Origin of the sequence: Thauera linaloolentis 47Lol = DSM 12138, assembly GCF_000310205.1 — a bacterium.
Classification (GTDB): Bacteria; Pseudomonadota; Gammaproteobacteria; order Burkholderiales; family Rhodocyclaceae; genus Thauera; species Thauera linaloolentis.
On sequence record NZ_AMXE01000001.1, the window covers coordinates 107,780 to 132,820 of the forward strand.

Annotated in this window: 20 protein-coding genes; 8 read left to right on the forward strand and 12 right to left on the reverse strand. The window is 67.5% G+C overall.

Annotated features, from left to right (window positions below; genetic code table 11):
• Positions 1–6: 6 nt before the first annotated feature.
• Entirely contained in the window at positions 7–591 is a 585-nt protein-coding gene (locus tag C666_RS00545) for a response regulator transcription factor (protein ID WP_051019850.1), read from the reverse strand.
• Positions 592–861: 270 nt separating this feature from the next.
• Between C666_RS00545 and C666_RS00550 the strand changes: the two genes are divergently transcribed.
• From C666_RS00550 to C666_RS00560, 3 genes are all read left to right on the forward strand, one after another.
• Complete coding sequence (locus C666_RS00550; protein ID WP_004332408.1) at positions 862–1,797, forward strand: ABC transporter substrate-binding protein; 936 nt, start codon at positions 862–864, stop codon at positions 1,795–1,797.
• Positions 1,794–3,734, forward strand: a complete 1,941-nt coding sequence (locus C666_RS00555; RefSeq protein WP_004332410.1) for a hybrid sensor histidine kinase/response regulator — start codon at positions 1,794–1,796, stop codon at positions 3,732–3,734. Before C666_RS00550 ends, C666_RS00555 begins: the two co-directional genes overlap by 4 nt.
• An 89-nt stretch (positions 3,735–3,823) precedes the next feature.
• Positions 3,824–4,246 carry a PhaM family polyhydroxyalkanoate granule multifunctional regulatory protein gene (locus tag C666_RS00560; protein WP_004332412.1) on the forward strand — a complete coding sequence of 141 codons (423 nt, stop codon included), beginning with the start codon at positions 3,824–3,826 and terminating at the stop codon, positions 4,244–4,246.
• A 50-nt stretch (positions 4,247–4,296) separates the two neighbouring features.
• Here the strand turns inward: C666_RS00560 and C666_RS00565 are convergent, their stop codons facing one another.
• From C666_RS00565 to C666_RS00600, 8 genes are all read right to left on the reverse strand, one after another.
• Positions 4,297–5,487, reverse strand: a complete 1,191-nt coding sequence (locus C666_RS00565; RefSeq protein ID WP_004332414.1) for a CaiB/BaiF CoA transferase family protein — start codon at positions 5,485–5,487, stop codon at positions 4,297–4,299.
• A gap of 62 nt (positions 5,488–5,549) precedes the next feature.
• Positions 5,550–6,785 carry a phenylacetate--CoA ligase family protein gene (locus C666_RS00570; protein ID WP_004332416.1) on the reverse strand — a complete coding sequence of 412 codons (1,236 nt, stop codon included), beginning with the start codon at positions 6,783–6,785 and terminating at the stop codon, positions 5,550–5,552.
• A 60-nt stretch (positions 6,786–6,845) separates the two neighbouring features.
• On the reverse strand, positions 6,846–7,655 hold the full coding sequence (locus C666_RS00575) for an ABC transporter ATP-binding protein (RefSeq protein ID WP_004332418.1): 810 nt from the start codon (positions 7,653–7,655) through the stop codon (positions 6,846–6,848).
• A gap of 114 nt (positions 7,656–7,769) precedes the next feature.
• Positions 7,770–9,086 carry an ABC transporter substrate-binding protein gene (locus C666_RS00580; RefSeq protein ID WP_004332420.1) on the reverse strand — a complete coding sequence of 439 codons (1,317 nt, stop codon included), beginning with the start codon at positions 9,084–9,086 and terminating at the stop codon, positions 7,770–7,772.
• 100 nt (positions 9,087–9,186) lie between these two features.
• A complete protein-coding gene (locus C666_RS00585; RefSeq protein ID WP_004332422.1) occupies positions 9,187–10,251 on the reverse strand; it encodes a branched-chain amino acid ABC transporter permease in 1,065 nt (354 codons plus the stop codon).
• A 30-nt stretch (positions 10,252–10,281) separates the two neighbouring features.
• Positions 10,282–11,211, reverse strand: a complete 930-nt coding sequence (locus C666_RS00590; protein ID WP_004332424.1) for a branched-chain amino acid ABC transporter permease — start codon at positions 11,209–11,211, stop codon at positions 10,282–10,284.
• Between the two features lie 14 nt (positions 11,212–11,225).
• Positions 11,226–12,053, reverse strand: coding sequence for an ABC transporter ATP-binding protein (locus tag C666_RS00595; protein WP_004332426.1), 828 nt, complete (start codon positions 12,051–12,053; stop codon positions 11,226–11,228).
• A gap of 11 nt (positions 12,054–12,064) precedes the next feature.
• A complete protein-coding gene (locus C666_RS00600) occupies positions 12,065–14,059 on the reverse strand; it encodes an AMP-dependent synthetase/ligase (protein WP_004332428.1) in 1,995 nt (664 codons plus the stop codon).
• 318 nt (positions 14,060–14,377) lie between these two features.
• Between C666_RS00600 and C666_RS00605 the strand changes: the two genes are divergently transcribed.
• Both C666_RS00605 and C666_RS00610 read left to right on the forward strand, forming a co-directional pair.
• Positions 14,378–15,445, forward strand: a complete 1,068-nt coding sequence (locus C666_RS00605; protein ID WP_004332430.1) for a hypothetical protein — start codon at positions 14,378–14,380, stop codon at positions 15,443–15,445.
• A gap of 3 nt (positions 15,446–15,448) precedes the next feature.
• Positions 15,449–16,573, forward strand: coding sequence for a peptidoglycan -binding protein (locus C666_RS00610; protein ID WP_004332432.1), 1,125 nt, complete (start codon positions 15,449–15,451; stop codon positions 16,571–16,573).
• On the opposite strand, the gene C666_RS00615 is transcribed toward C666_RS00610, so the two are convergent.
• From C666_RS00615 to icmF, 3 genes are all read right to left on the reverse strand, one after another.
• On the reverse strand, positions 16,560–16,958 hold the full coding sequence (locus tag C666_RS00615; RefSeq protein ID WP_028792134.1) for a DUF2721 domain-containing protein: 399 nt from the start codon (positions 16,956–16,958) through the stop codon (positions 16,560–16,562). The genes C666_RS00610 and C666_RS00615 overlap by 14 nt on opposite strands.
• A gap of 31 nt (positions 16,959–16,989) precedes the next feature.
• Positions 16,990–18,624, reverse strand: coding sequence for a methyl-accepting chemotaxis protein (locus tag C666_RS00620; RefSeq protein ID WP_004332435.1), 1,635 nt, complete (start codon positions 18,622–18,624; stop codon positions 16,990–16,992).
• A gap of 177 nt (positions 18,625–18,801) precedes the next feature.
• Complete coding sequence (gene icmF / locus C666_RS00625) at positions 18,802–22,068, reverse strand: fused isobutyryl-CoA mutase/GTPase IcmF (RefSeq protein ID WP_004332438.1); 3,267 nt, start codon at positions 22,066–22,068, stop codon at positions 18,802–18,804.
• 195 nt (positions 22,069–22,263) lie between these two features.
• Here icmF and C666_RS00630 point away from each other — a divergent pair, with 195 nt between their 5' ends.
• The 3 genes from C666_RS00630 to C666_RS00640 all read left to right on the forward strand — a co-directional run bounded on the left by C666_RS00630 (position 22,264) and on the right by C666_RS00640 (position 24,944).
• Positions 22,264–23,349 carry an AraC family transcriptional regulator gene (locus C666_RS00630; RefSeq protein ID WP_028792133.1) on the forward strand — a complete coding sequence of 362 codons (1,086 nt, stop codon included), beginning with the start codon at positions 22,264–22,266 and terminating at the stop codon, positions 23,347–23,349.
• A gap of 96 nt (positions 23,350–23,445) precedes the next feature.
• Positions 23,446–23,985, forward strand: a complete 540-nt coding sequence (locus C666_RS00635; RefSeq protein WP_004332442.1) for a sigma-70 family RNA polymerase sigma factor — start codon at positions 23,446–23,448, stop codon at positions 23,983–23,985.
• Positions 23,982–24,944 carry a FecR domain-containing protein gene (locus C666_RS00640; protein ID WP_004332444.1) on the forward strand — a complete coding sequence of 321 codons (963 nt, stop codon included), beginning with the start codon at positions 23,982–23,984 and terminating at the stop codon, positions 24,942–24,944. The genes C666_RS00635 and C666_RS00640 overlap by 4 nt, the downstream gene beginning before the upstream one ends.
• Positions 24,945–25,041 lie beyond the last annotated feature (97 nt).

Consider the following 25,041-nt stretch of genomic DNA (forward strand, 5'->3'; position numbering starts at 1 on the left):
ACGCGCTCAGAGGCGCACGCCGCAGCGCGACATGACGACCAGGGCCTGGGCCCGGCTCGACACGTCGAGCGCACGGAAGATCGCGGTCATGTGCACCTTGACCGTCCCCTCCGAAACGCCGAGCAGGTCGGCGATCTCCCGGTTGGTCTTGCCCGCCGCGAGCAGTTCGAGCACGCGCCCCTGCGCGGCCGTCAACCCATAGCGCTCGCTCGCCGGCATCCTGGCGCGTCTTGCCGGCTGCGTGGCCGACTTGTCGTCGGGCAGATGCACCCCGCCGTCGAGCACGCCTCTCACGGCCTGCAGCAAGACCTCGCTGGAACTGGACTTCGAGACATAGCCCGACGCGCCCGCCTTGATCGCGCGCCGCACCGAAACCTCGTCATCGATCGCGGACACCACGACCGCCGGCACCTCGGGAAAGCGCTTCGCCAGCACGGCCAGCAGTGAAAAGCCATTCATGTCGGGCAGCATGAGATCGATCACCGCCAGATCGATGTCGCCATCGGCATCGAGGCAGGCCAGCGCCTGGTCGGCACTGCTCGCCTCGACGCATTCCAGCCCCGGCTGCAGCCGCGCCAGGCTTTGCGCCATGGCTTCGCGGACGAGGGCATGGTCTTCCACGATGAGTATCCTGCTTACATGCCGTTCCACCCGGAGTGCCGCCTCGATGTCTTATGCCGTGTGAAGCATAGCACGTGGCCTGGCACCGCTTTCACCCCGTCCGGGGGAAAGCGGAGACAATCGCCCATACGCCAGCCCGTCCGCAATGATCTGCCGTTTCCCGCCATGCTCCGCTCTCCGGTTCCTTCCCACTTCGCATACGCGCCGCCATGGATCCGCGCCTGCCGCGGAGCACGGCCGATGACGGGGGGCCGTGCCATCCGCGGCCTGCTGCGCGGCCTCGTGCTCGGGACGCTGCTCGCGGTGTCCGTCCTCACGAACGCCGCACCACGGGTGCTCATCCTCGGCCGCAGCGGCGACGGCGTGCAGGCGCAGGCCATGGCGGCGATGCGCGATGCGCTCGCGGATTCGATTCCGGAAGTGGAGATCGAGATCCTTCCGGCCACCCGCGAAAACCTGCAGCGCGCCGGGCAGGCCGCCGCGATCGTCACCCTGGGGCGCGAGGCAGCGTCGCTTGCCGCCGGCTTTCCCACCTCGACACCGATGGTGCACGCCATGCTGCCCGCCGCCGCGCTCGAAACGCTCCCCACGCAGCGTGGCGGGCCGGCCGCCGCGATCGTGCTCGACCAGCCGGCGCCCAGGCTCATCGCCCTGCTTGGCCTGGCCTTGCCCGCAACGCGCAACATCGCCCTGATCTCGAGCCCGGCCAGCAAGACCACGGTGGAAAATCTGCAGCGCGCGGCAAAAAGCGCAAACTTCGAGGTCATGCACGCACATCTCGCCAACGACGACGAACTGTTTCCGGCCCTGGAGCACGTCCTCTCGAGGCCGGGCGTACTCATCGCCACACCCGACCCTGTCGTGTTCAATCGCTACACGGTGCAGAACATCCTGCTCGCGACCTTTCGCCGCCGCTCGCCGGTACTCGGCTTCTCCGACGCCTACGTCCGCGCCGGAGCGCTGCTCGGCCTCTACTCCACCCCGGCCCAGATCGGCGAGGATGCGGCCGATGCGGTGCGCGGCATGCTGGCAGGCTCCCCGCCTTCGCCGGTGAGCGGCCCGAAGCGCTTCGAGGTCGGCGTCAATGACAGGGTCGCGCGCGCACTGGGCCTCAGCCTGCCGTCGGCCGATGCGCTGGCGCGCGAACTGCGCCGCCAGGAAGGCGCCGCGCCATGATCTCGGGCTGGGGTATCCGCGCGCGCGTCATGCTGGCGGCAGTGCTGCCCATGCTCGTCCTCGCCGCGATCATGACCACGGTGTTCACCGGCCTGCGGCTCTCGGACCTCGACGAAGCGCTCAGCGCGCGCGGCCGCGCGTTCGCTCGCCAGTTAGCGGCCGCGAGCGAGCAGGCGGTATTCGCGGGCAACACCGGCGCGCTGCACCAGGTCGCGTCATCCGCAACCGGAGAAGACGACGTTCTGGCGGTACGCATCCTCGACCGCGACGGCCAGCTTCTGGCCGCGAGCAGAAGGCCCGGCGGCCCGCCGCCGGCACCCTTGCCAGGCCCCGCGTCGATGCTGCCCCTCGCCTCGAGCGCCACGCTGCTGCACGACGGCACCATGCTGCGGCTCGTCGAGCCGATCCGGCCGATGCCGATCGAGATCGACGACGGATTCCCGCTCGTTTCGAGCGGCACCGCGCGCATCGACCCGCCGCATCCGCAGGGCGCCGTGGTGCTCGACCTCTCGCTCGAACGCCTCAGCCAACGCCGTGCGCAACTGCTGCTGGCCGGCATCGGCTCGATGCTGGTCGTGCTGTTCGGCAGCCTGCTGCTGGCCGCGCGTCTGAGCCGTGGCGTCAGCGGGCCGATACGCGCGGTGGCGGACGTCGTGCTGCGCATCGGCCACGGCAAGCTGCACGAGCGCGCGGAGCAGCGCGGCGGTGGCAGCCTGCAGCGCCTGGCGCAGGGCGTCAACGAAATGGCCGAGCGCCTCGAACACGCGCACGACCACATGCGTCGCCAGATCGACGAGGCCACCGCCGAACTGCGCGCCCGCACGGCCGAGGCCGAGCACGCCAACGCGTCGAAATCCCACTTTCTCGCCGCCGCGAGCCACGATCTGCGCCAGCCGATGCACGCGCTCGGCCTCTTCATCTCGGAACTGTCGCAACAGGCGCTCGATGCGCGCAGCCGGCAGATCGTCGACCGCATCGCGGCCTCGGCCGATGCGATGGAGCAATTGCTCGACAGCCTGCTCGACATCTCGCGCCTGGACGCCGGCGTGCTCGTTCCAGCCATCCGCAGCTTCGACCCCGTTCCCATCCTCGAACGCATCCGCGACGAACAGATGCCTGCCGCCCACGGGCGCGGCATCCGCTTGCGGCTGCGCACGATCCCCGCGCACGTGCGCAGCGATCCGATGCTGTTCGAACGCATCGTCGGCAACCTGGTCGGCAACGCCGTTCGCCACACCCGGGATGGAAGCATCCTGGTCGCATGCCGCAGCCGGGGCGACACGCTGCGGGTGGAGGTGCGCGACAACGGTCCCGGCATTCCCGCCGAATCCCAGCAAGCGATCTTTCAGGAGTTCGTCCAGCTCGGCAATCCCGAGCGCGCGCGTGACAAGGGGCTCGGGCTCGGGCTCGCGATCGTGCGCCGCCTGGTCGTGCTGCTCGGCCACCGCCTCGAACTGCGCTCGGCGCCTGGCCGGGGCTCGGTATTCGCCCTGGAGCTGCCGCTGAGCGCCGCCGAAGCCGAGGCGGCCACGACCGAGGACGCCCGCGCCCTCGGCAGCCTGAACGGCATCCGCGTCGCCGTGGTGGAAGACGACCCGCTGGTACGGGACGCGATGCTTGGCCTGCTCGCATCCTGGGGCTGCGAGCTGATCGTCGCCAACGATGCCGAGCACCTGCTCGAACAGCTCGAAGACGAAACCGAACCGCCCGAGGTGCTGATCACCGACCTGCGCCTGGGCGGCAGGCTCGACGGCATCGACCTCGCGCTGCGCCTGCGCCGTCCTCCCGGGCGCCCGCCGCACACGGTGCTCATCAGCGGCGACACCGCGCCGGAAGCCCTCGCCCGCGCCCGCGCCGCCGGACTGCCGCTGCTGCACAAGCCGCTGCGCCCGGCAAAACTGCGCGCCCTGATGCACCGCATGCTCGGCGGGGCCTGAGCCGGGAGCGCGCGGCGGATGCGGTTGCAGCGGCAAAGCAAGGCATCGGGTACTATTCAGTCATCACCACAACCCACCGGGAGTGTTCCATGTCTCAGGATCAAAACGCGCAGGATCCGCTCGAATTCGTTCGCGGCATGTGGAACAGCATGGGTTTCTCGCTGCCCGGCATGGTCACGCCCACGCTCGATGTCGAAGAGCTCGACAAGCGCATCACCGACATGAAAGCGGTCGAGGGCTGGCTGAAGATGAACCTGAACATGCTGCAGATGAGCATCCAGGGCCTGGAGCTGCAGCGCGCCGCGATCGCCGCGGTGAAGGCGATGGGCTCGCGCGCGAATACCGACGAAGCCGCGTCGGAAGCCAGCCCCAACCCCTTTGCCGCAGCGGCGGCGATGTGGCCCTGGAACCTGATGAACCCCGAGCAGAATCAGGCCGACACCGCGAAGGCGGGCACCGAATCCAAGACGGCCGCGCGCAGCACGCGCCGCAAACCGGCCGACGACAAGTAGCGGCACGCCCCACCCGGCCCCGAAACGGGGCCATGGATGGAACACCCGCGCTAGATGACGCCCGCCTGGCGCAGGCGGGCGATCTCCGCCACATCCAGGCCCGCTTCGGCCAGCACCGCATCGCTGTCGGCCCCCGCAGCCACCGGCGCGGGACGGACCTCCGCCACGGGCATGCCCGACAGGCGCACCGGCGGACCGAACTGGCGCACCCCGCCCACCTCCGTCACCATGCCGCGCGCCTTCAACTGCGGGTTCTCGAGGCTTTCGTCCAGCGTCAGCACCGGCGTCACGCAACAATCGACACCGTCGAACACCGCCACCCATTCGGCCTGGGTCCGGGCGGCGAAGATGGCCGCCACCTCGGCCCGGCCCTTTTCCCCTGGCTCGCCCGTCGCCAGATGGAAAGGCTTCAGGTCCGGCCGCGCCAGGGTGTCGCACACCATGTTCCAGAATTTCTCTTCCAGCGCGCCGACCGCCATGTAGCGGCCGTCCGCCGTGCGGTACACCCCATAGCACGGCACCTGCCCGGTCAGCAGGTCCTCGCCGCGCGGCCGCACCCGGCCCCTGGCCAGTACCTCGGTGAGCGGGAAGATGGCGTGGGCCATCACGCCGTCGGTCATCGACACATCGACCAGGCGCCCCTTGCCGCTCGCACGCGCATCGACCAGGGCCACCAGCACGCCGAACAGGGCTGTCATCGTGCCGCCGAGCAGATCGCCCAGCTGCAGGTTCGAGATCGCCGGCGCGCCGCCCGCAGTGCCGATCTGGTCGAGCACCCCGGCATAGCCGATGTAGTTGATGTCGTGCCCGGCGCGCTGCGCGTACGGGCCGGTCTGGCCGTAGCCGGAGATGCTGCAGAACACCAGGCGCGGATTGATCCGCGCCAGCGCGGCGTAGCCGATGCCGAGCTTGTCCATCACGCCCGGGCGGAAGCCCTCGACGAGGATGTCGGCGCCCGCCACCAGCTTCTCGAACACGGCCTTGCCGTCCGGATGCTTGAGGTCCAGGCGCAGGCTGCGCTTGTTGCGATTGACCACCTGGTAGAAATAGCTGGTGTCGCCGCCCATCGCACCCATGCCGCGCGCGTAGTCGCCGGCGCCGGTGTCCTCGATCTTGATGACGTCGGCGCCGTAGTCGGCCAGATGCTGCGTCGCCAGCGGGCCGGGCAGCAAGCGTGTCAGGTCGAGCACGCGCACGCCGGCCAGCGGCGCGCGTGCGGAATCACGGGGGGTTTCGGCCATGGGCATCCTCACACGAGAACGGCGCCCGCAGGCGCCGCACGGTAAAACCGAACGGACGCAGCTTACGCGTAGGTCCGCACGTCGTCGATCACCTTGCCGTCGTTGGCGAGCGCCCCGCCCGGCAGGAAGGCGACCTCGCCGCGCAGCTTGGTCAGCTCGCGCAGGCTGGCGGCGATCGCCGCCGCCAGCGCCTCGCTGCCGCCGCCTGCGGCCTCGCACATCAGCGTCATGCGGTCGTTGAGGCCGGGGTTGTCCACCACCAGCCGCGCCCGCGTGATCTCGGGATGGCGGCGGACGACCTGGGCGATCTGCCCCGGATGCACGAACATGCCCTTGACCTTGGTGGTCTGGTCGGCCCGCCCCATCCAGCCCTTGATGCGCAGATTGGTGCGCCCGCAGGGCGAGGTGCCGGGCAGCAGCGCCGACAGGTCGCCGGTGCCGAAGCGGACCAGCGGGTAATCGGGGTTGAAGGTGGTCACGACCACCTCTCCCACCTCGCCGGGCGCGACCGGATCGCCGGTGCCCGGACGGACGATCTCGAGCACGACGTCCTCGTCGACCACCAGCCCTTCGCGCGCCTCGGTCTCGTAGGCGATAAGGCCGATGTCGGCGGTAGCATAGGCCTGGAAGGCCTGGATGCCACGCGCGGCGAAAACGTCGCGCAGGCTGGGCGGGAAGGCTTCACCGGACACGAAGGCCTTGGTGAAGGACGGTTTCACGCCGAATTCGTCCGCCTTGTCCAGCAGGATGCGCAGGAAGGACGGCGTGCCCACGTAGGCATCGGGCTGCAGATCGGCGATCGCCGCCAGTTGCTGCTCGGTCTGGCCGATGCCGGCCGGGAACACGGTGCAGCCGATGGCGTGCGCGGCGGTTTCCATCATCGAGCCGGCAGGCGTGAAGTGATACGAGAAGGTGTTGTGCACCAGGTCGCCGGCCCGGAAGCCGGCGGCGAACAGCGCGCGTGCGAGCCGATAGTAGTCGGGGTGCGCGCCCTCGGGCTCGTACAGCGGCCCGGGCGAGGCGAACACGCGCCGGCAGGCCGCCCCCCAACCCACGGCGGCAAAACCGCCGAAGGGCCGCGCCGCCTTCTGCATCTCGAGCAGTTCCGACTTGCGCGTGACCGGCAGGGCGGCGAGCGCGCCGCGGCTCGCCACCGCATCCGCGTCGACATCCGCCAGCAGCCTGGCGAAGGCCGTGGTGCTGGCGCGCGCATGGGCGATCTGCGCCGGCAGGCGCGCCATCAGGTCGCGCTCGCGGCTTTCGGGGTCGCGGTTTTCCCGCGCGTCGTAGAAATTCATGTCGGCATCCCTGTCCGGTGCGTTGTGAGATTCACGCCGCGCGCAGCGGCGGCCCCGCTCTCAGCTCAGCCAGCGCTTGCGGCGGCGGTAGTGCTTGACTTCGCGGAAGCTCTTGCGCCCCTCGCCCGACAGGCCGAGGTAGAACTCCTTCACGTCTTCGTTGGTCGCCAGATCCTGGGCGGCGCCTTCCATGACGATGCGGCCGTTCTCGACGATGTAGCCGAAATCCGCATAGCGCAGGGCGACCATGGTGTTCTGTTCGGCGAGCAGGAAGCTCACCTTTTCCTTGGCGTTGAGGTCCTTCACGATCTCGAACACTTCCTCGACGATCTGCGGCGCCAGGCCCATCGAGGGCTCGTCCAGCAGCACCATGTTCGGGTTCGACATCAGCGCGCGGCCGATCGCGCACATCTGCTGCTCGCCGCCCGAGGTGTAGGCCGCCTGGCTGGTGCGGCGCGTCTTCAGGCGGGGAAAATAGGTGTAGACCTTGTCGAGGTTGGCGGCAATCTCGCCCTTGTCGCCGCGCGTGTAGGCGCCGGCGAGCAGGTTCTCCTCGATCGTCAGGTGGGCGAAGCAGTGGCGCCCTTCCATCACCTGCACGACGCCGCGGCGCACGAGGTCGGACGGCGACAGCGCTTCGACGCGCTCGCCGCGGTACTCGATCATGCCCTTGGTGACCTCGCCGCGCTCGCCCTTGAGCAGGTTCGAGATCGCCCGCAGCGTGGTGGTCTTGCCCGCGCCGTTGCCGCCGAGGATGGCGACGATGCCGCCCTCGGGCACCTGCAGCGAGACGCCCTTGAGCACCAGCGCGACGTGGTTGTAGATCACCTCGATGCCATTCACATTGAGAAGGAGATTCGGTGCGTTCATCGCTTCATCCGATCAGATCGGCGCCGCCGTGCAGCGGCGCCAGGAATGATTCACCCGCAGTGCTGCCGTATCTTTCCGGCACGATGTCCAAAAGATACGGCCATGCACGGCTCATCAGGACTGGCAGTCGGCCGCATCGCGGCGCTTGATCTGCTTCTCGGCTGCGTAGCGGTCGGCGGCCTCCTTGATGAGCGGATCGAGGACGCTCTTGTCGGCCTCGTACCAGTCGGCGCCCATCACCCACTTGCCGCCATCCCATTGGTGGATACGCGCCCACGACGAACCCATGTGGTCTTCGCAACTGGTCTTGATCGGGCGGATCACATCCTTCAGGCCCAGCTCCGCAAGGCGCTTGTCATCGATGTTCAGGTTCTCGAAGCCCCAGCGCACCTGCTCGCCGGTCATGACCTTGCCCTTGCCGAACTTCTCCTGCGCGGTCCGGATGGCCTCGACGCTCAGCATGGAAATGAGCATGCCGCGGGTGTAGAGCACCGAGCCGACCTCGTCGCGCGGACCGGAACCCTGACCGGCGTCATGCACCTTCTTGAGGATGTCCTGCATCAGCGGGTAGCCGGTGCCGTTGGGGTTCAACGCCAGCGCGCTGTAGCCCTTGGCGTTGGCGCCCACGTCCTTGACGTCCGGCTCGGCGCCAGCCCACCACACGCCGAACAGCTTCTCGCGCGGGAAGCCGGTCGCCACCGCCTCCTTCAGCGCGGTGGAGTTCATCACGCCCCAGCCCCACAGCAGCACGTAGTCCGGGCGGTCGCGGCGCACCTGCAGCCAGGTTGCCTTCTGCTCGACGCCAGGTGCAGTCACCGGCAGCAGGTTGAGATCAAAGCCATGCATCTGCGCACGTTTCTGCAGCGCCGGAATCGGCTCCTTGCCGAACGGAGAATCGTGGTAGACGAGCGCGATCTTCTTGCCCTTGAGCTTGTCCAGCCCGCCTTCCTTCTTGCCCAGATGCTGGATCAGGATGTCGGCCGCGGTCCAGTAGCTGCCCATCAGCGGGAAGTTCCACTTGAACACGCCACCGTCCTGCGAGGCCGCCAGGCCATAGCCCAACGTGATCAGCGGCACCTTGTCGACCGGCGCCTTGTCGGTCAGCGCGAAGGTGATACCGGTGGCCTGCGGGTCGAACACCGCGGCGCCCTTGCCTTTCAGGCGCTCATAGCATTCCACCCCCTTGTCGGTGGCATAGCCCGTTTCGCACTCGTCGAAGGCGATCTTGACGCCGTTGATGCCACCGTTGGCATTGATGTACTTGACGTAGTCCTGTTTGCCGTTGGCCCAGGGGATACCGTTGGGCGCATAGGCGCCGGTACGGTAGGACAGCAGCGGAATGTACTGTTCCTGAGCCATGGCCGGCGTGGCGAAGGATGCCGCGCCCAGGGTGACGAGCGTCGCAGCGAGTGCCAGGGGCTTGAGTTTCATGGGTGTCTCCTCGTGTTTTTGGTGAGTGGTACGTACCGCGTACCCGGAACCTGCAACAAGAACCCGGACCGTGAGCCGGACCGGGAACCGCACCGGGAAATCAGTGCGGGAACGGCCACAGACGCATCTTCTGCTTGCCCACGCTCCACAGCTTGGCCAGGCCGTGCGGCTCGACGATCAGGAAGAACACGATCAGCGCGCCGAAAATCATGTGCACCAGGTGCGAGACGGTGGCCGTGGAGATGGGAATGCCCAGCCAGTGTGGCATCTGGTCCAGCACCACCGGCAGCAGCACCATGAAGGCGGCGCCCAGGAACGCGCCGGAGATCGAGCCCAGCCCGCCAATGATGACCATGAACAGCAGCTGGAACGAACGGTCGATGGAGAACGCCGCCGGCTCCCACGCACCGAGATGGACGAAGGCCCACAGCACGCCGGCCACGCCGACGATGAAGGAACTCACCGCGAAGGCGGTCAGCTTGGCATACACCGGGCGGATGCCGATCACCGCCGCCGCCACGTCCATGTCGCGGATCGCCATCCACTGGCGGCCGATGGCGCTGCGCGTCAGGTTCTTGGCCATCAGCGCGAACACGCACACCACGCTCAGGCAGAACAGGTACTTGCTCACCGGCGAATCGAGGGCGATGCCGAACACGCTCAGGTTGCCCACGCTCACCGAACCCGAAGTGGAATTGTTGGTGAACCAGCCGATGCGCAGGAAAGCCCAGTCGGTGAAGAACTGCGCCGCCAGCGTCGCCACCGCCAGGTACAAGCCCTTGATGCGCAGCGACGGAATCCCGAACAGCACGCCGATCACCGTCGCCGACAGCCCGCCCAGCAGCATCGCCCCGATCAGCGGCATGCCGTCGATGCGCACCATGAAGTTGTAGGCGGCGTAGGCGCCCACCGCCATGAAGGCGCCGGTGCCCAGCGATATCTGGCCGCAGTAGCCGACCAGGATGTTGAGCCCCAGCGCCGCCAGCGCCAGGATCAGGAAGGGGATCAGGATGGCGCGGAAAAAGTATTCCGAGCCCAGCATCGGCATCGCCACGAAGGCGGCCAGCAGCAGCAGGCCGATGGCCCAGCGGTCCTGCAGGATGGGAAAGATCTGTTGGTCGGCCGCGTAGCTCGTCTTGAACTGGCCGTTTTCTCTGTACAGCATGCGGAGTGTCTCCCTGAATCAGTAGCGGCGTCAGACGCGGTCGATGATTTTTTCGCCGAACAGCCCTTGCGGCCGTACCAGCAGGAAGCCCAGCGCGAGCACGTAGGCGAACCAGATTTCGATGCCGCCGCCGAGCATCGGCCCGATGTAGATCTCCGACAACTTCTCGCCGACGCCGATGATCAGCCCGCCGATGATCGCCCCCGGCACCGAGGTCAGCCCGCCCAGGATCACCACCGGCAGCGCCTTCAGCGCGACCAGCGACAGCGTGAATTGCACGCCCAGCTTGGAGCCCCAGATGATGCCGGCGATCAGCGCGGCGAAGCCCGCCACCGACCACACGATGACCCAGATCTTGTTGAGCGGAATGCCGATCGACTGAGCTGCCTGGTGGTCGTCGGCCACCGCGCGCAGCGCGCGGCCGGTCTTGGTCTTCTGGAAGAACAGCGCCAGTACGACCACTAGCAGCGCGGCGATGACCGCGGCGACGAGGTCTTCCTTGCTCACCATGACGCCGCCCTCGAACATGCCTTCGAGGATGAAGGCCGGGTCCTTGGGCATGCCGACGTTGATGCTGTAGATGTCGCTGCCGAACAGGGTCTGGCCGAAGCCGTCGAGGAAGTAGGCGATGCCCAGCGTGGCCATCAACAGCGTGATGCCTTCCTGGTTCACCAGCTTGGACAGGCACAGGCGCTCGATCGCCCACGCCAGCACCACCATCAGCGCCATCGCGGCGATGAAGGCGAGCAAGTTGGCCAGCAGCAGGCTCTCGAAGCCGAACCACTTCGGAAACCACTCGGCGAAGCGCGCCATCGCCAGCGCGGCGAATAGCACCATCGCCCCCTGGGCGAAGTTGAACACGCCCGAGGCCTTGTAGATCAGCACGAAGCCGAGCGCGATCAGCGAATACAACATGCCGGCCATCAAACCGCCGAACAAGGTTTCAAGAAAAAATCCCATGACTGTGTCCCCGCTCAGTGCGATGTGCCCAGATAGGCACGGATGACGTCTTCGTTGTTGCGCACCTCGTCTGGCGCACCGTCGCCGATCTTCTTGCCGTAGTCGAGCACCACGACGCGGTCGGAAATGTCCATGACCACGCCCATGTCGTGCTCGATGAGCACGATGGTGGTGCCGAACTGGTCATTGACGTCGAGGATGAAGCGGCACATGTCCTGCTTCTCCTCCACGTTCATGCCCGCCATCGGCTCGTCGAGCAGCAGCATCGACGGCTCCGCGGCCAGCGCGCGGCCCAGCTCGACGCGCTTTTGCAAGCCATACGGAAGCTGCCCCACCGGCGTCTTGCGCACGTCCTGGATCTCGAGGAAATCGATGACCTCCTCCACCTTCTCGCGATGGGCGATCTCCTCCTTCTGCGCCGCACCCCAGTACAGCGCCATCTGCAGGATGTTGCTCTTCATCTTGAGGTTGCGCCCGGTCATGATGTTGTCGAGCACGCTCATGCCCTTGAACAGCGCGATGTTCTGGAAGGTGCGGGCGATGCCCTGGCGCGCCGCCATGTAGGGTTCGAGCCGTTTGCGCTCCTGGCCGTGGTGCAGGATCTTGCCTTCCTGCGGGTGGTACACGCCGTTGATGACGTTGAGCATGGAGCTCTTGCCCGCGCCGTTGGGGCCGATGATCGAACGGATCTCGTGCTCGCGCACATTGAAGCTGATGTCGGTCAGCGCCTTCACGCCGCCGAAGCGCAGCGAGATGTTCTGCAGGTCGAGGATCACCTCGCCGAAGCGGCGGCCCGGTCCCGCGGCGGCGGAGGCGGCGGAGTTGATATCGTTCATGTCCATTCCTCGTCTCCTCAGGCAGCGCGCTGGCCGGCCTGCGGCGCAAAAGTCTTCGCTTCCTCGATGCGCAGGTCGGCCGACACCTTGCCGACGCGGCCATCCTCGTAGGTGACCTGGGTTTCGATGAACTGGCGCGCGCGGCCCTCGAACATCGCATCGACCAGCACGGCGTACTTCTCGGCGATGAAGTTGCGGCGCACCTTGCGCGTGCGGGTCAGTTCGCCGTCGTCGGCGTCCAACTCCTTGTGCAGCACCAGGAAACGCTTGATCTGCGCGCCGCTCATCTTCGGGTCGGCGGCGAGGTCGGCATTGACCTTCTCCACGCAGTCGCGGATCAGCGCATACACGGCATCCTGCGAAGCGAGATCGGTATAGCCGGAATAGGCCATGCCCTTCTTCTCGGCCCAGTTGCCCACGGCCTCGAGGTCGATGTTGATGAAGGCGGTGGCGAAATCCCTGCCGCTGCCGAAGGTCACCGCCTCCTTGATGTGCTGGAAGAACTTGAGCTTGTTCTCGATGTAGTTGGGCGCGAACATCGAGCCGTCGGCCATCTTGCCGACGTCCTTGGCACGGTCGATGATCTTCAGGTGGCCGTCCTCGTCGAAGTAGCCCGCGTCGCCGGTCATGAAATAGCCGTCGGCGTTGATCGACTCGGCGGTGGCGTCGGGGCGCTTGTAGTAGGCCTTTAGCAGCATCGGCCCCTTGACCAGGATCTCGCCGTTGTCGGCGAGCTTGACCTCGACGAAGGGCGCGGGCTTGCCCACCGAATCCAGCTTGATCTGGCCGTCGGGCTGCAGGCAGACGTAGGCGCAGGTCTCAGTCTGGCCGTACAACTGCTTGAGGTTGATGCCGATCGAGCGGTAGAAGCGGAACAGGTCCGGACCGATCGCCGCGCCGGCGGTGTAGGCCACGCGGATGCGACTCATGCCGAGCACGTTCTTGAGCGGGCCGTACACCAGCAGCTTGCCCAGCCAGTACTGGAAGCGGTCGCCGCCGGACACCGGCTTGCCATCGAGGATGTCGGCGCCGCAGCGGCGGGGGACGTCCATGAAATGGTGGAACATGCCGCGCTTGAGCGCACCGGCATCCTCCATGCGGATCATGACCTGTGTCAGCAGGTTCTCGAACACCCGCGGCGGTGCGAAGTAATAGGTGGGGCCGATCTCGCGCAGGTCGGTCATCACCGTCTCGCCAGACTCCGGGCAGTTGATCGTGAAGCCGGCCACCGTCGCCTGGGCGAAGGAGAACAGGTGGTCGCCCACCCAGGCCATCGGCAGGTAGGACAGGATGTCCTCGCCCTCGGTCAGGCCATCGAACTGGATGGCGCCGCGCGCCGCCGAAATGAAAGCCTCGTGCGTCTGGCACACGCCCTTGGGCTTGCCGGTCGTCCCCGAGGTATACAGCATCACCGAGATGTCGTCGGGCGCGCCCTTGGCGATCTCGCCGTCGAGGAAGTCCGGCTGGGCGCGCTCATGGGCCCGGCCCGTTTCCTGCAGCGCATCCAGCCCCAGCAGCAAGGACTGGCCGTAGTGGCGCATGCCGCGCGGATCGTCGTAGATCACGTGCTGCAGCAGTGGCGCCTCGCCCGCGATCTCGAGCATCTTGTCGACCTGCTCCTGGTCCTCGACGACGGCGAACTTGACCTCGGCATCCTGCAGCACGTAGATCATTTCCTGCGCCACGGCATCCTGGTACATCATCACCGGAATGCCGCCGAGGCACTGGCAGGCCATCACCGACCAGTACAGCCGCGGCCGGTTGTCGCCGACCACGGCCAGCCGGTCGCCGCGCCGGAAGCCCAGTTGCGCCAGGCCGCAGGCGATCGCCCGCACGTTCTCGGCGACCTGACCCCAGTCGTAGGTCTGCCAGATACCGTATTTCTTCTCGCGCATGGCGGGCCGCTGCGGCCTTTGCCTGGCGTGGTGCATCAGGTAGCGCGGAAAGGTATCCAGCCCGCTTGCATCCAACCCGCCCGCCTGCCCCGCATCCCGCCGATGATTGTCGGACATGCCCCTGTCTCCTTCGGTGTCGTACTGCCTGTCTCCCCGCCCGGCGCTTTCGACTCGTTGTGCGGTCCGGGTACGGCACGGCATGCTGCCCGTGTCGATTCAGGCTGCAGTCTCGCAAGGCATGTTTGCGCAACTGTTTGCGGAATGTACTGAATTGTTGCAATCGCCCGGAGGTGCAAAGAAACGGTAGCGGAGCGCGCGCACGATCCAGGCGCGCGCCGTCCCCGGCCCCGGATTCGCGCTAGACTTCGACGGCACGGAAAATTCCCCCACGACAGGCGCGCCCGCACCGCGCCCCGCGATGAGGATGTTTCATCCATGGAACACAAGGTCTTCACCAAGCCGGTCCACGTCACGACCTGGATGGGCGTCTTCCTGGCGCTGGTGGCGCTGCTCGCCGCGGTGCTGGTACCCCAGCTCAAGCACGCCTTCCTCGCCAATCCGGGCTTCAATGGCGTGATCATTTTCGTGCTGGCGATCGGCATCGCGGTCAACCTGCGCCAGGTCTGGCGGCTGCAGCGCGAAGTGCTGTGGATCGAAGCCTTCCAGCGCCACCCGGACGCCGCCCCGGATTCGCTGCGGCCCGCCTTGCTGGCGCCGATGGCGCGGCTGCTGTCGAGCCGCAGGCGCGGCGAGACCCATCTGTCGCCGGCCTCGATGCGCAGCCTGCTCGACGGCGTGCAGATCCGGTTGGAGGAACAGCGCGACCTGTCGCGCTACCTCATCGGCCTGCTGATCTTCCTCGGCCTGCTCGGCACCTTCTGGGGCCTGCTCATTACCATCCGCTCGATCAGCGAGATCATCGGCAACCTGAGCGTCGGCACCGACCCGGTGGCGATGTTCGAGGAACTCAAGTCCCACCTCGACGAGCCGCTCGGCGGCATGGCGACCAGCTTCTCGACCTCGCTGTTCGGGCTCTCGGGCTCGCTCATCGTCGGCTTTCTCGACCTGCAGTCCGGGCATGCGCAGAACCGCTTCTACAACGAGCTGGAAGAATGGCTGTCGCACATCACCCGCCTGCCGTCGGCCGCCGGTATCGAAGGCGAGGCGAGCGTGCCGGCCTACGTGCAGGCCCTGCTGGAACAGACCGCCGAGGGCATGGACCGCATGCAGCGCTCGGCCGCCGAATCCGAACGCGAGCGCCGCAGCACCGCCGACCACCTCGCCGAGCTCAACACCCAGATCGGCCGCCTGACCGAACTCATCGGCCGCGAATCGCGCGATCTGTCGGCACTGTCCTCGTCGCAGGAAGACCTGCGCGGCCTGATCCGCCAGATCGCCCAGCAGCCGGCTCAGAACGCGCAGTTCTCCGAAGATCTGCGCGCCGAGCTGCGCCTGCTGTCGCGCACCATCGCCGCAGCGCTCGGCGGGCAGAAGGCGGACTGAGCCATGGCCCGCCTGACCCACCGCCGCGCGCTGGACTTCTGGCCCGGCTTCGTCGACGCCCTGGCCTCGCTGCTGATGGTGCTGGTATTCGTCATCCTGATCTTCGTCATCGGCCAGTTCGTACTCGCCGACGCGGTCAGTGGACGCGACCGCGCGCTGGCGAGCCTCAACGCCGAGCTGGCCGCGCTGGCACAGACGCTGAGCCTGGAACGGTCGGCGCGCGAACAGGCCGATACCCGCGTCGGCGAGCTCAGCGCCTCGCTGACGGGCGCCGAGCGAGAGCGCGACGCGCTGTCCACCGAACTGCTCAGCGCCCGCAGCGAACTGCACGCCGCGCAGGACGAAGCGCGCGCGCAGCGCGAGGAAGCCGCCCGGCTGGGCGCCGACATCGCCGCGCTCGAACGCCTGAAGGCCGAGCTCGAAGCCGAGGCCGCGCGCCTCGCCAGCGCCCTCGACACCAGCGAACGCGGCCTCAAGGAGCAAACCGCGATGTCCGAGCAGGCCATCGCCCAGGTCGAACTGCTCAACCGCCAGTTGGCCGCGGTGCGCACCCAGCTCGAACAGCTCAACGCCGCACTGGCGGCCGCCGAGACCGCCGCGCGCGACAAGGATCTCAAGATCGAGGAACTGGGGCGCGAGCTGAACCTGGCGCTGGCCGCCCGCGTGCAGGAGCTGGCCCGCTACCGCTCGGAATTCTTCGGTCGCCTGCGCGCGGTGCTGGGCGAGCGCAAGGACATCCAGATCGTCGGCGACCGCTTCGTGTTCTCGAGCGAGGTGCTGTTCCCGACCGCGTCCGACGAGGTCAGCGCCGAAGGCATGATCCAGCTCACCCGCCTTGCCGAAACGCTGAAGGCCCTGGCCGCCGAGATTCCGGCCGACCTGCCCTGGGTGCTGCAGGTCGACGGCCATACCGACCGCCGGCCCATCGCCACCGCGCGCTTCCCGTCCAACTGGGAGCTATCCACCGCGCGCGCGCTGGCCATCGTCAAGTTCCTGCGCAGCCAGGGCATCGCGCCGCAGCGCCTGGCCGCCACCGGCTACGGCGAGTTCCACCCGCTGGATGCACGCGCGAGCGACGAGGCCTATGCCCGCAACCGCCGCATCGAACTCAAGCTCACGAACCGCTGATCCGCGCCGACTCCAGGTCCTTGACCACCAGCGACAAGGCCTCGGTCGACAGCAGCACTTCGACCAGCGACAGCACCAGGGACAGCGCCAGCGTCAGGATGCTGGCGCCGAACAGCAGCTTGCCCGGCAGCTCGGCCTGCAGGAAGAGCGCGAACATCGACAGCGCGCACAGCAGGAAGCTGAGCACGCCGAAGCCTTGCATGTACTTGGTCAGCAGGATGCGGCGCTTGAGCCCCGGCAACTGCCGCTGCACCAGCGCCGCCCCCCGGTCGGTGGACGCGTTCAACTGGCGGATGATCTGCGCCAGCGTGAGAAAGCGATTGGTATAGGCGAGCAGCAACAGCGAAATCGCCGGGAACAGCAGTGCGGGGGTGGTCAGGTTCATCATGGCCGCAAGTTTAACCGCCTCGCCGGCCTCAGACCCGCATCCGCGCCAGCGCGGCGTCGAGCGCACACGACACGTCGGCCAGGCCATGCGAGGCATCGGCAATCCCGCTCACGGCGATGGCGGAATGCTCGGCACGGCGCGCGATGTCCTCGACGCTGGTGGCGATCGCGGTCACGGCGGCGGACTGCTCGCGCGTGGCCAGCTCGATGCCGCCGATCAGATCGAGGCTGTTCTCGGCAGACGCGCGGATCGCCGTCAGCGCCGCCTGGGTCTGCCCGATCAGTTCCACGCTGAACTGCACGCGCGCGCTGCCGGACTCAGCATTGCCGACCGCGGTCAGGGTCTCGCTGTGCAGCGAACCGATGATCACGCCGATCTCGATCGTCGCCGAAGTCGTGCGCTCGGCAAGCTTGCGCACCTCGTCCGCCACCACCGCGAAGCCGCGCCCCTGCTCGCCGGCCCGCGCCGCCTCGATGGCGGCATTGAGCGCCAGCAGGTTGGTCTGATCGGCGATCTCCTTGATCACGATGGCGATCTTGCCGATTTCATCCGATGCCGCGCGCAGCCTGTGCATGCTCGCGGCCGTCTCGCTCACGGCCTGCGCCAGATGCCCGACCTCGCTCGCCGCCAGCCCCGCCTGCGCCATGCCTTCGGCCGCCACGCGCTGCGTTTCGTGCGCGGCTTCGGCGGAAGCGACCGCGTGCTCCGCGACCTCGCCGACCGCCACCGTCACCTGCTCGACGGCCGCGGCGGTGGTGGAGGCCGAATCGCTCATCCCGGCGACCCCGCCCGACACCTGGCCGCTCGACTGCTTCAGGGTGTCGGACTCCATCACGATCTGAGCGGCCGCCTCGCGGACGTTGATCATGACCGCCTGCAGGTTGGCCATCATCGCGTTGAAGGCATCCCCGATTGCACGGACTTCGCCACTGCCCCTGATGCGGGCGACACGGCGCAGGTCGCCATCCCGCTGGGTGGCGGACATCGTCTCGCGCAGGCGCGACAGATCGGCCAGCATGCCGCGCAGCACGCCGAACTGCAGCCAGCCCATGGCCGCCAGCACCACCGCCAGCACGCCCCAGAGCCAGGCTTCGGACACGGCCCAACGGCCCTGCGCCGCCGCGGCCAGCACCATCGCGCCCACCGCCGCGACCCCCAGCCCGAAGCCGAAACGCGCCGCCAGTGACCAGTCCGACAAGCGCCCCAGCACGCCGGTGCGGACCACGCGCCCGTCGCGGACATCGAAGCGACCAGGGTGCGCCCGCACCCGGCGGTAGGCCGCGGCGACCGTGTCGATGGTGGCGCGGTCGGCGTGGCGCCGTACCGATTCGTGGCCGACCACCTGGCCGTTCTCGCGCACCGGCGAGGCGAACGCATGCACCCAGTAGTAGCCGCCATCCTTGCGGCGGTTCTTGACGTAGCCGCTCCAGGGCCGGCCCGCCCCCAGCGCACGCCACACGTCCGCGTAGGCTTCGGGCGGCATGTCGGGGTGGCGGACGATGTTGTGCGGCTGGCCGATCAGTTCCTCCCGCTCGAAGCCGGACAGGGCGACGAACAGATCATTGGCCGCGACGATCCTCCCCTCCTTGTCCGTTCTGCTATAGATGAACTCGCCATCGGGAACCGGCGTCTCCACCGATGTCACGGGTTGGTTGATTCTCATTTTTTTCTTCCGCAGGAAGGTTGTTTGCAGGGGCCCGTTCTTCAACGGACGCAAACGGCATTTCTTGAATGAGTATGCCTGCAGAGTAGGACGGGGCGGTGGCGCAATGCAAAAAAAACGGCGCCGAAGCGCCGTGTCCCAATGGGAGAGGGGGAGTGGGAAAAACGTGCCGCTGGATTACATGCTGCGGCGATACTGGCCGCCGACCTTGTACAAGGCCTCGGTGATCTGGCCCAGCGAGCAGTAGCGCACCGCATCGACCAGCACCGCGAACACGTTGCCGTTGTCGATGACGGCCTGCTGCAGCCTGATCTGCCACTTGGGCGCCTCGGCCTCGTTGCGGGCGTGGAAATCGGCCAGGCGCTTGAGCTGCCCTTGCTTTTCTTCCTCGGTGGAGCGCGCCAGCTCGATCTCCTGCTGGGCATGGCCCTTGGGGTTGAGGAAGGTGTTGACGCCGATGATCGGGTAGGAGCCGTCGTGCTTCTTGTGCTCGTAGTACAGCGACTCTTCCTGGATCTTGCCGCGCTGGTAGCCGGTTTCCATGGCGCCGAGCACGCCGCCGCGGCTGGCAATGGCCTCGAACTCCTTCAGCACCGCCTCTTCGACGAGATCGGTGAGCTCGTCGATGATGAAGGCACCCTGGTTCGGGTTCTCGTTCTTGGCCAGGCCCCATTCGCGGTTGATGATGAGCTGGATCGCCATCGCGCGGCGCACGCTCTCTTCCGTGGGCGTGGTGATCGCCTCGTCGTAGGCGTTGGTATGCAGGCTGTTGCAGTTGTCGTAGATGGCGATCAGCGCCTGCAGCGTGGTGCGGATGTCGTTGAAGTCCATCTCCTGCGCGTGCAGCGAGCGGCCCGAGGTCTGCACGTGGTATTTCAGCTTCTGGCTGCGCTCGTTGGCGCCGTACTTGTTCTTCATCGCCACCGCCCAGATGCGGCGGGCAACGCGGCCGATCACGGAATACTCCGGGTCCATGCCGTTGCTGAAGAAGAAGCTGAGGTTGGGCGCGAAGTCGTCGATGTGCATGCCGCGCGCCAGGTAGCTCTCGACGTAGGTGAAGCCGTTCGACAGCGTGAACGCGAGCTGGCTGATCGGGTTCGCGCCGGCCTCGGCGATGTGGTAGCCGGAGATCGACACCGAGTAGAAGTTCTGCACCTTGTTGTGGACGAAGAACTCCTGGATGTCGCCCATCATCTTCAGCGCGAACTCGGTGCTGAAGATGCAGGTGTTCTGGCCCTGGTCTTCCTTCAGGATGTCGGCCTGCACCGTGCCGCGCACGGTCGACAGCGTCCAGGCGCGGATCTTGGCGTATTCGTCCTCGGTCGGCTCGCGGCCGTTGTCGGCCCTGAACTTGGCGATCTGCTGGTCGAGCGCGGTATTGAAGAAGAAGGCCAGGATGATCGGCGCCGGACCGTTGATGGTCATCGACACCGAGGTCGTCGGCGCGCACAGGTCGAAGCCGTCGTACAGCACCTTCATGTCGTCCAGCGTGGCGATGCTGACGCCGGAGTTGCCGATCTTGCCGTAAATGTCGGGGCGCAGGTCGGGGTCGCAGCCGTACAGCGTCACCGAGTCGAAGGCGGTGGACAGGCGGTGCGCCGGCATGCCCTCGGACACCTTCTTGAAGCGGCGGTTGGTGCGGAAGGCGTCGCCCTCACCGGCGAACATGCGGGTCGGGTCCTCGCCCTCGCGCTTGAAGGCGAACACCCCGGCGGTGTAGGGGAAGGAGCCGGGCACGTTCTCCTTCATCAGGAACTTGAGCGTCTCGCCGTCGTCCTCGAAGCTCGGCAGCGCCACCTTGCGGATCTTGCTGCCCGACAGCGAAGTGTGGGTGAGCTGGGTGCGGATTTCCTTGTCGCGGATCTTCACCACGTATTCGTCGGCGGCGTACAGCGCCTTCTCGGTCGGCCACTGTTCCAGCAGCTTCTTCGCCATCGGCGTGAGTTCGCCGTCCTTCCAGTCGATCAGTTCGCCGAACGCGGCAGCGTCCTTGCCGCATTGCTCGAACAAGCCCTTGGCGATCCGCAGCGACTGGCGCTCACGCGCCACGCGCGCCTGGCTGGAGACGTGCTTGTGATAGCCGCGCACCGTGTCGGCGATCTCGGCCAGGTAGCGGATGCGATCGGCCGGCACGATGGCGCGGCCTTCGGACGAGGCTTTCACCGCCACCGCCGGCAGCGTGCCCTTGGCCACCTTCAGGCCCTTGCCGACCAGCGCCGGCAGCACCGCCTGGTACAGCGCGGTGACGCCGTCGTCGTTGAAGCGCGCCGCCATGGTGCCGAACACCGGCATGTCCTCGGTGGGCGTGGCGAACAGCTCGCGGTTGCGCTGGTACTGCTTGCGCACGTCGCGCAGCGCGTCCTGCGCACCCTTGCGGTCGAACTTGTTGATGGCGACGAAATCGGCGAAGTCGAGCATGTCGATCTTCTCGAGCTGGCTGGCGGCGCCGAACTCGGGGGTCATCACGTACAGTGACAGATCGACGAAGGGCACGATCGCGGCGTTGCCCTGGCCGATGCCCGAGGTCTCGACGATGACGAGGTCGAAGCCGGCCAGCTTGCACGCGGCGATGACTTCCGGCAGCGCGGCGGAGACCTCAGAGCCGGTGTCGCGCGTGGCGAGCGAGCGCATGTAGATGTTGTCGTGCTCGATCGCGTTCATGCGGATGCGGTCGCCCAGCAGCGCGCCGCCGGTGCGCTTGCGCGAGGGATCGATGGAGACGATGGCGAGCTTGAGGCGGTCCGCCTGGTCGAGGCGGAAGCGGCGCACCAGTTCGTCGGTCAGCGAGGACTTGCCCGCGCCGCCGGTGCCGGTGATGCCCAGCGTCGGCACCTTGGTCTTGGCCGCGGCCTCGATCAGCGCCTTCTTCACGTCGTCGCCGTAGCCGCCGTTCTCGAGCGCGGTGATGATCTTCGCCAGCGCGCGGCGGTCGCCCTTGGCCAGCGCCTTCAGCACATCGGCCGCCTTTTGCGGCGCGGCCTGGGTGATATCGACGTCACAGCGCTCGACCACGCTGTTGATCATCCCCTGCAGGCCCATCGTCGCCCCGTCCTCGGGCGAGAAGATGTGGGTCACGCCGTAGCCGTGCAGCTCCTTGATCTCGGCCGGCACGATCACGCCGCCGCCGCCGCCGAACACCTTGATGTTCTCGCCACCATTGGCCTTGAGCAGGTCGATCATGTACTTGAAGAACTCGACGTGGCCGCCCTGGTAGCTGGTGATGGCGATGCCCTGCACGTCTTCCTGCAGCGCGGCCTTGACGATCTCGCCCACCGAGCGGTTGTGGCCGAGGTGGATCACCTCGGAGCCGGTCGACTGCAGGATGCGGCGCATAATGTTGATCGATGCGTCATGGCCGTCGAACAGGGCCGCGGCGGTGACGAAACGCACCTTGTTCTTGGGCTTGTAGGGCAAAAGCTGCTTGGCGATGCTCAGGTCGGTCATGTCGGTCTCCCCCCGGCGAATTGATGGCGATGTGTCTTCGATGGCGGTGCTGCCTTTATGAACTGCATGGTAGAAGGCGGCCGGCGGCTTTGCCATTGCGCTTGCCGACGACGATCATGCAAAATCCGCCAATCTTTCGCATCTTTGCGAACAATCTTTCGCATGCTTGCGAAACATGCCAGAGCCCGCGCCGCCATGCCTTTGCCCCCGCTCCCCGTCCCGCGCACGCTGCCCCAGGCGAGAAGGCATCAAGCCACGGTGGCCATGGGCTTCGTCAATGGCATGCTGTCAGGCATGCTGCGCCACGGGCACGACCCTGCCCCGCTGCTCGCCGCCACCGGCATCAGCCTTGCAGATGCCGCCAACCGCATTCCGGTCGACCGCTACGCCACCCTGTACAACCTGATCATCGCCGAGCTGGACGACGAAGCCTTCGGCCTGTTCTCGCGGCCGATGCCGCCGGGCAGTTTCGAATTCCTCTGCCGCGGCATGCTCGGCACCACCACGCTGGAAGAAGCGCTGTCGCGCGCCTGCCGCTTCCTGCGCCTGGTGCTGGCCGAACTGCGGGTGGCGGTCAGGCGCCGGGGCACGCATGCCGAGATCGAGATCGCCGAGACGCACGCGTCCTTCGGCGGCCGCGACGACCCCGCCCGCGTGTTCGCCTTCGAATGGCTACTGCGCCTCATCCACAGCGTCGCCTGCTGGTTCGTCAATCGCGGCATCGCGCTCGACGCGGTGCGCTTTCCCTACGCCCGGCCGGCCCATGCCGACGACTACGCCCTCGTCTATACCGAGCATTCGAGCTTCGAAGGCAGCACGCTGCTCGCGCGCTTCCACGACAACCTGCTCGATCTGCCGGTCCGGCGCGACGACGCGGCGCTCGGCCACTTCCTGGAAGGCGCGCCGGGGCGGATCTCGATGCTCTACCGGCGCGACCGCGAAATGGTGGTGCGCGTCCGCGACCTGCTGCGCGCCGCGCTGCCGGACAATCTGTCGATCGAAGACGTCGCGCGCCAGCTCCACCTGTCGACGCGGACGCTGCACCGCCGCCTGGAAGACGAGGGCTCCAGCTTCCGGCTGATCAAGGAAGCCACGCGCCGCGACATCGCCATCGCCCTCCTCACCAAGACCGCCCAGCCGGTCGGCGCGCTGGCAGCCGATCTCGGCTACGCCGACCCGTCAGCCTTCTACCGCGCCTTCGTCGGCTGGACCGGCATCTCCCCCGAACAGTACCGCAGCCGCCTCGCGGCGCTTCGGCAGCAAGCGGGCAAACCGGCTTGACATCGAATATTTGATAATGATACTCATTAACTAATCAGCATCATGCCTTCCCCGCGGCACGAACCGGCCGTTCGCCCCGCCGCCTGACGAAACTGGATGGAAACCGTGCCGAGTCAAGAATTCGCCCTGCGGGAAAAGATGGCCGCGTTCTACGCCGGCCATCAGGCCTGGCTGCAAGGCTGGCTGCGCAGCCGCCTGGGCTGCCCGCAGGACGCCGAGGATCTCGCCCAGGACACATTCGTCCGCGTCATCGGCTCGGCCCTCCAGCCCGACCGTCTCGACGCTCCGCGCAGCTATCTGCTGACCATCGCGCGCGGCCTCACCATCGATCTCTTCCGCCGTCGCGATCTCGAGCGCGAATACCTGGCGGCCGTCGCGCATCTGGCGGAAGACAGCCTGCCGTCCGAGGAAGAACGCGCGCAGATGCTGGACCTGCTCGTCCAGCTCGACACCATGCTCGACGGTCTGGGCAAGGGCGTGAAGGACGTCCTGATCCTCGCCCAGTTCGACGGCCTCAGCTACCAGCAGATCGCCAAGCGTCTCGGCATCTCGCTGCGCACCGTCAACTACCGCATGGCGCGCGCCATGGAGCATTGCTGCCTGTTCCGCATCGAGCACGGCCTGCCGCTGCCATGAACGGCCCCGTCTCCGCCAGCCCGGAACTGCGCGAAGCCGTCCGCGCGGCCGCGCACTGGTACGCGCGCCTCCACGCCGGACAGGGCGACCAGGCCGCACGCGCCGGCTGGGAAGCCTGGCTGCGGCAATCCGACTGCAACCGCCTGGCCTGGCAGCACGTGCAAGCCGTGCAGGCGCAGTTCCACGGCGTTCCCGCCCCCATTGCCGCCCCCTCGCTGCGAAACGCCGAGCGCGGCCGGCGCCATCTGCTCAAGAGCCTGCTGACGCTGGCCGTCGCCGTTCCGCTGGGGCTGCTCGTCCATCGGCAGCTGCCGTGGCGCTGGCGCGCCGACCATGCCACCGCCGCGGGCCAGCGCCGCCAGATCATGCTCGCCGACGGCAGCACCCTGGTGCTGGACACCCTCAGCGCGGTGGATGTGGACTTTTCGGGCGGGCAGCGCCTGCTGCGCCTGCGCCAGGGCCGGATACTGGTACAGACCGCGCCCGACTACGTCGTCCCGCCCCGCCCCTTCTTCGTCCAGACCCCGCTCGCTGCCATACAGGCACTGGGCACGCGCTTCAGCGTGCGCGTGGAAGACAGCGAAACCCGCATCGTCGTGCTGGAAAAGGCCGTGCGCGTCGCCACCGCGGACGGCGCCGCAACCGACCTGCGGCAAGGCCAGCAGCTCGTCCTGACGCCGTCCGCCCCCGCGGTAGCGGTGCCGGCACCGCCGCTGGCCGACGCCTGGGCGGGCGGCAGCCTGGTGGTGGTCGACATGCCGCTGAGCGAACTGCTGCCCGAACTGGCCCGCTACCGCTCCGGCCTCCTCGAATACGACCCCGCCGTCGCCGGCATCCAGGTGTCCGGCGCCTTCCCGCTCGACGATACCGACAAGGCGCTGGACGTTCTCGCCGCCTCCTTCCCCGTCCGCATCGAACGCCTCTCCGCCAGCCGTGTACGCCTCGTTCCGCTGCGCTGAAGGCACGGCCCGCCCCGCGGACGAAAAAAACCGCATCGCCATTGCACTTTTCCCGCAGCTCGTTCGGCTCCTGGGTACTCACCGCATCACCCCTACC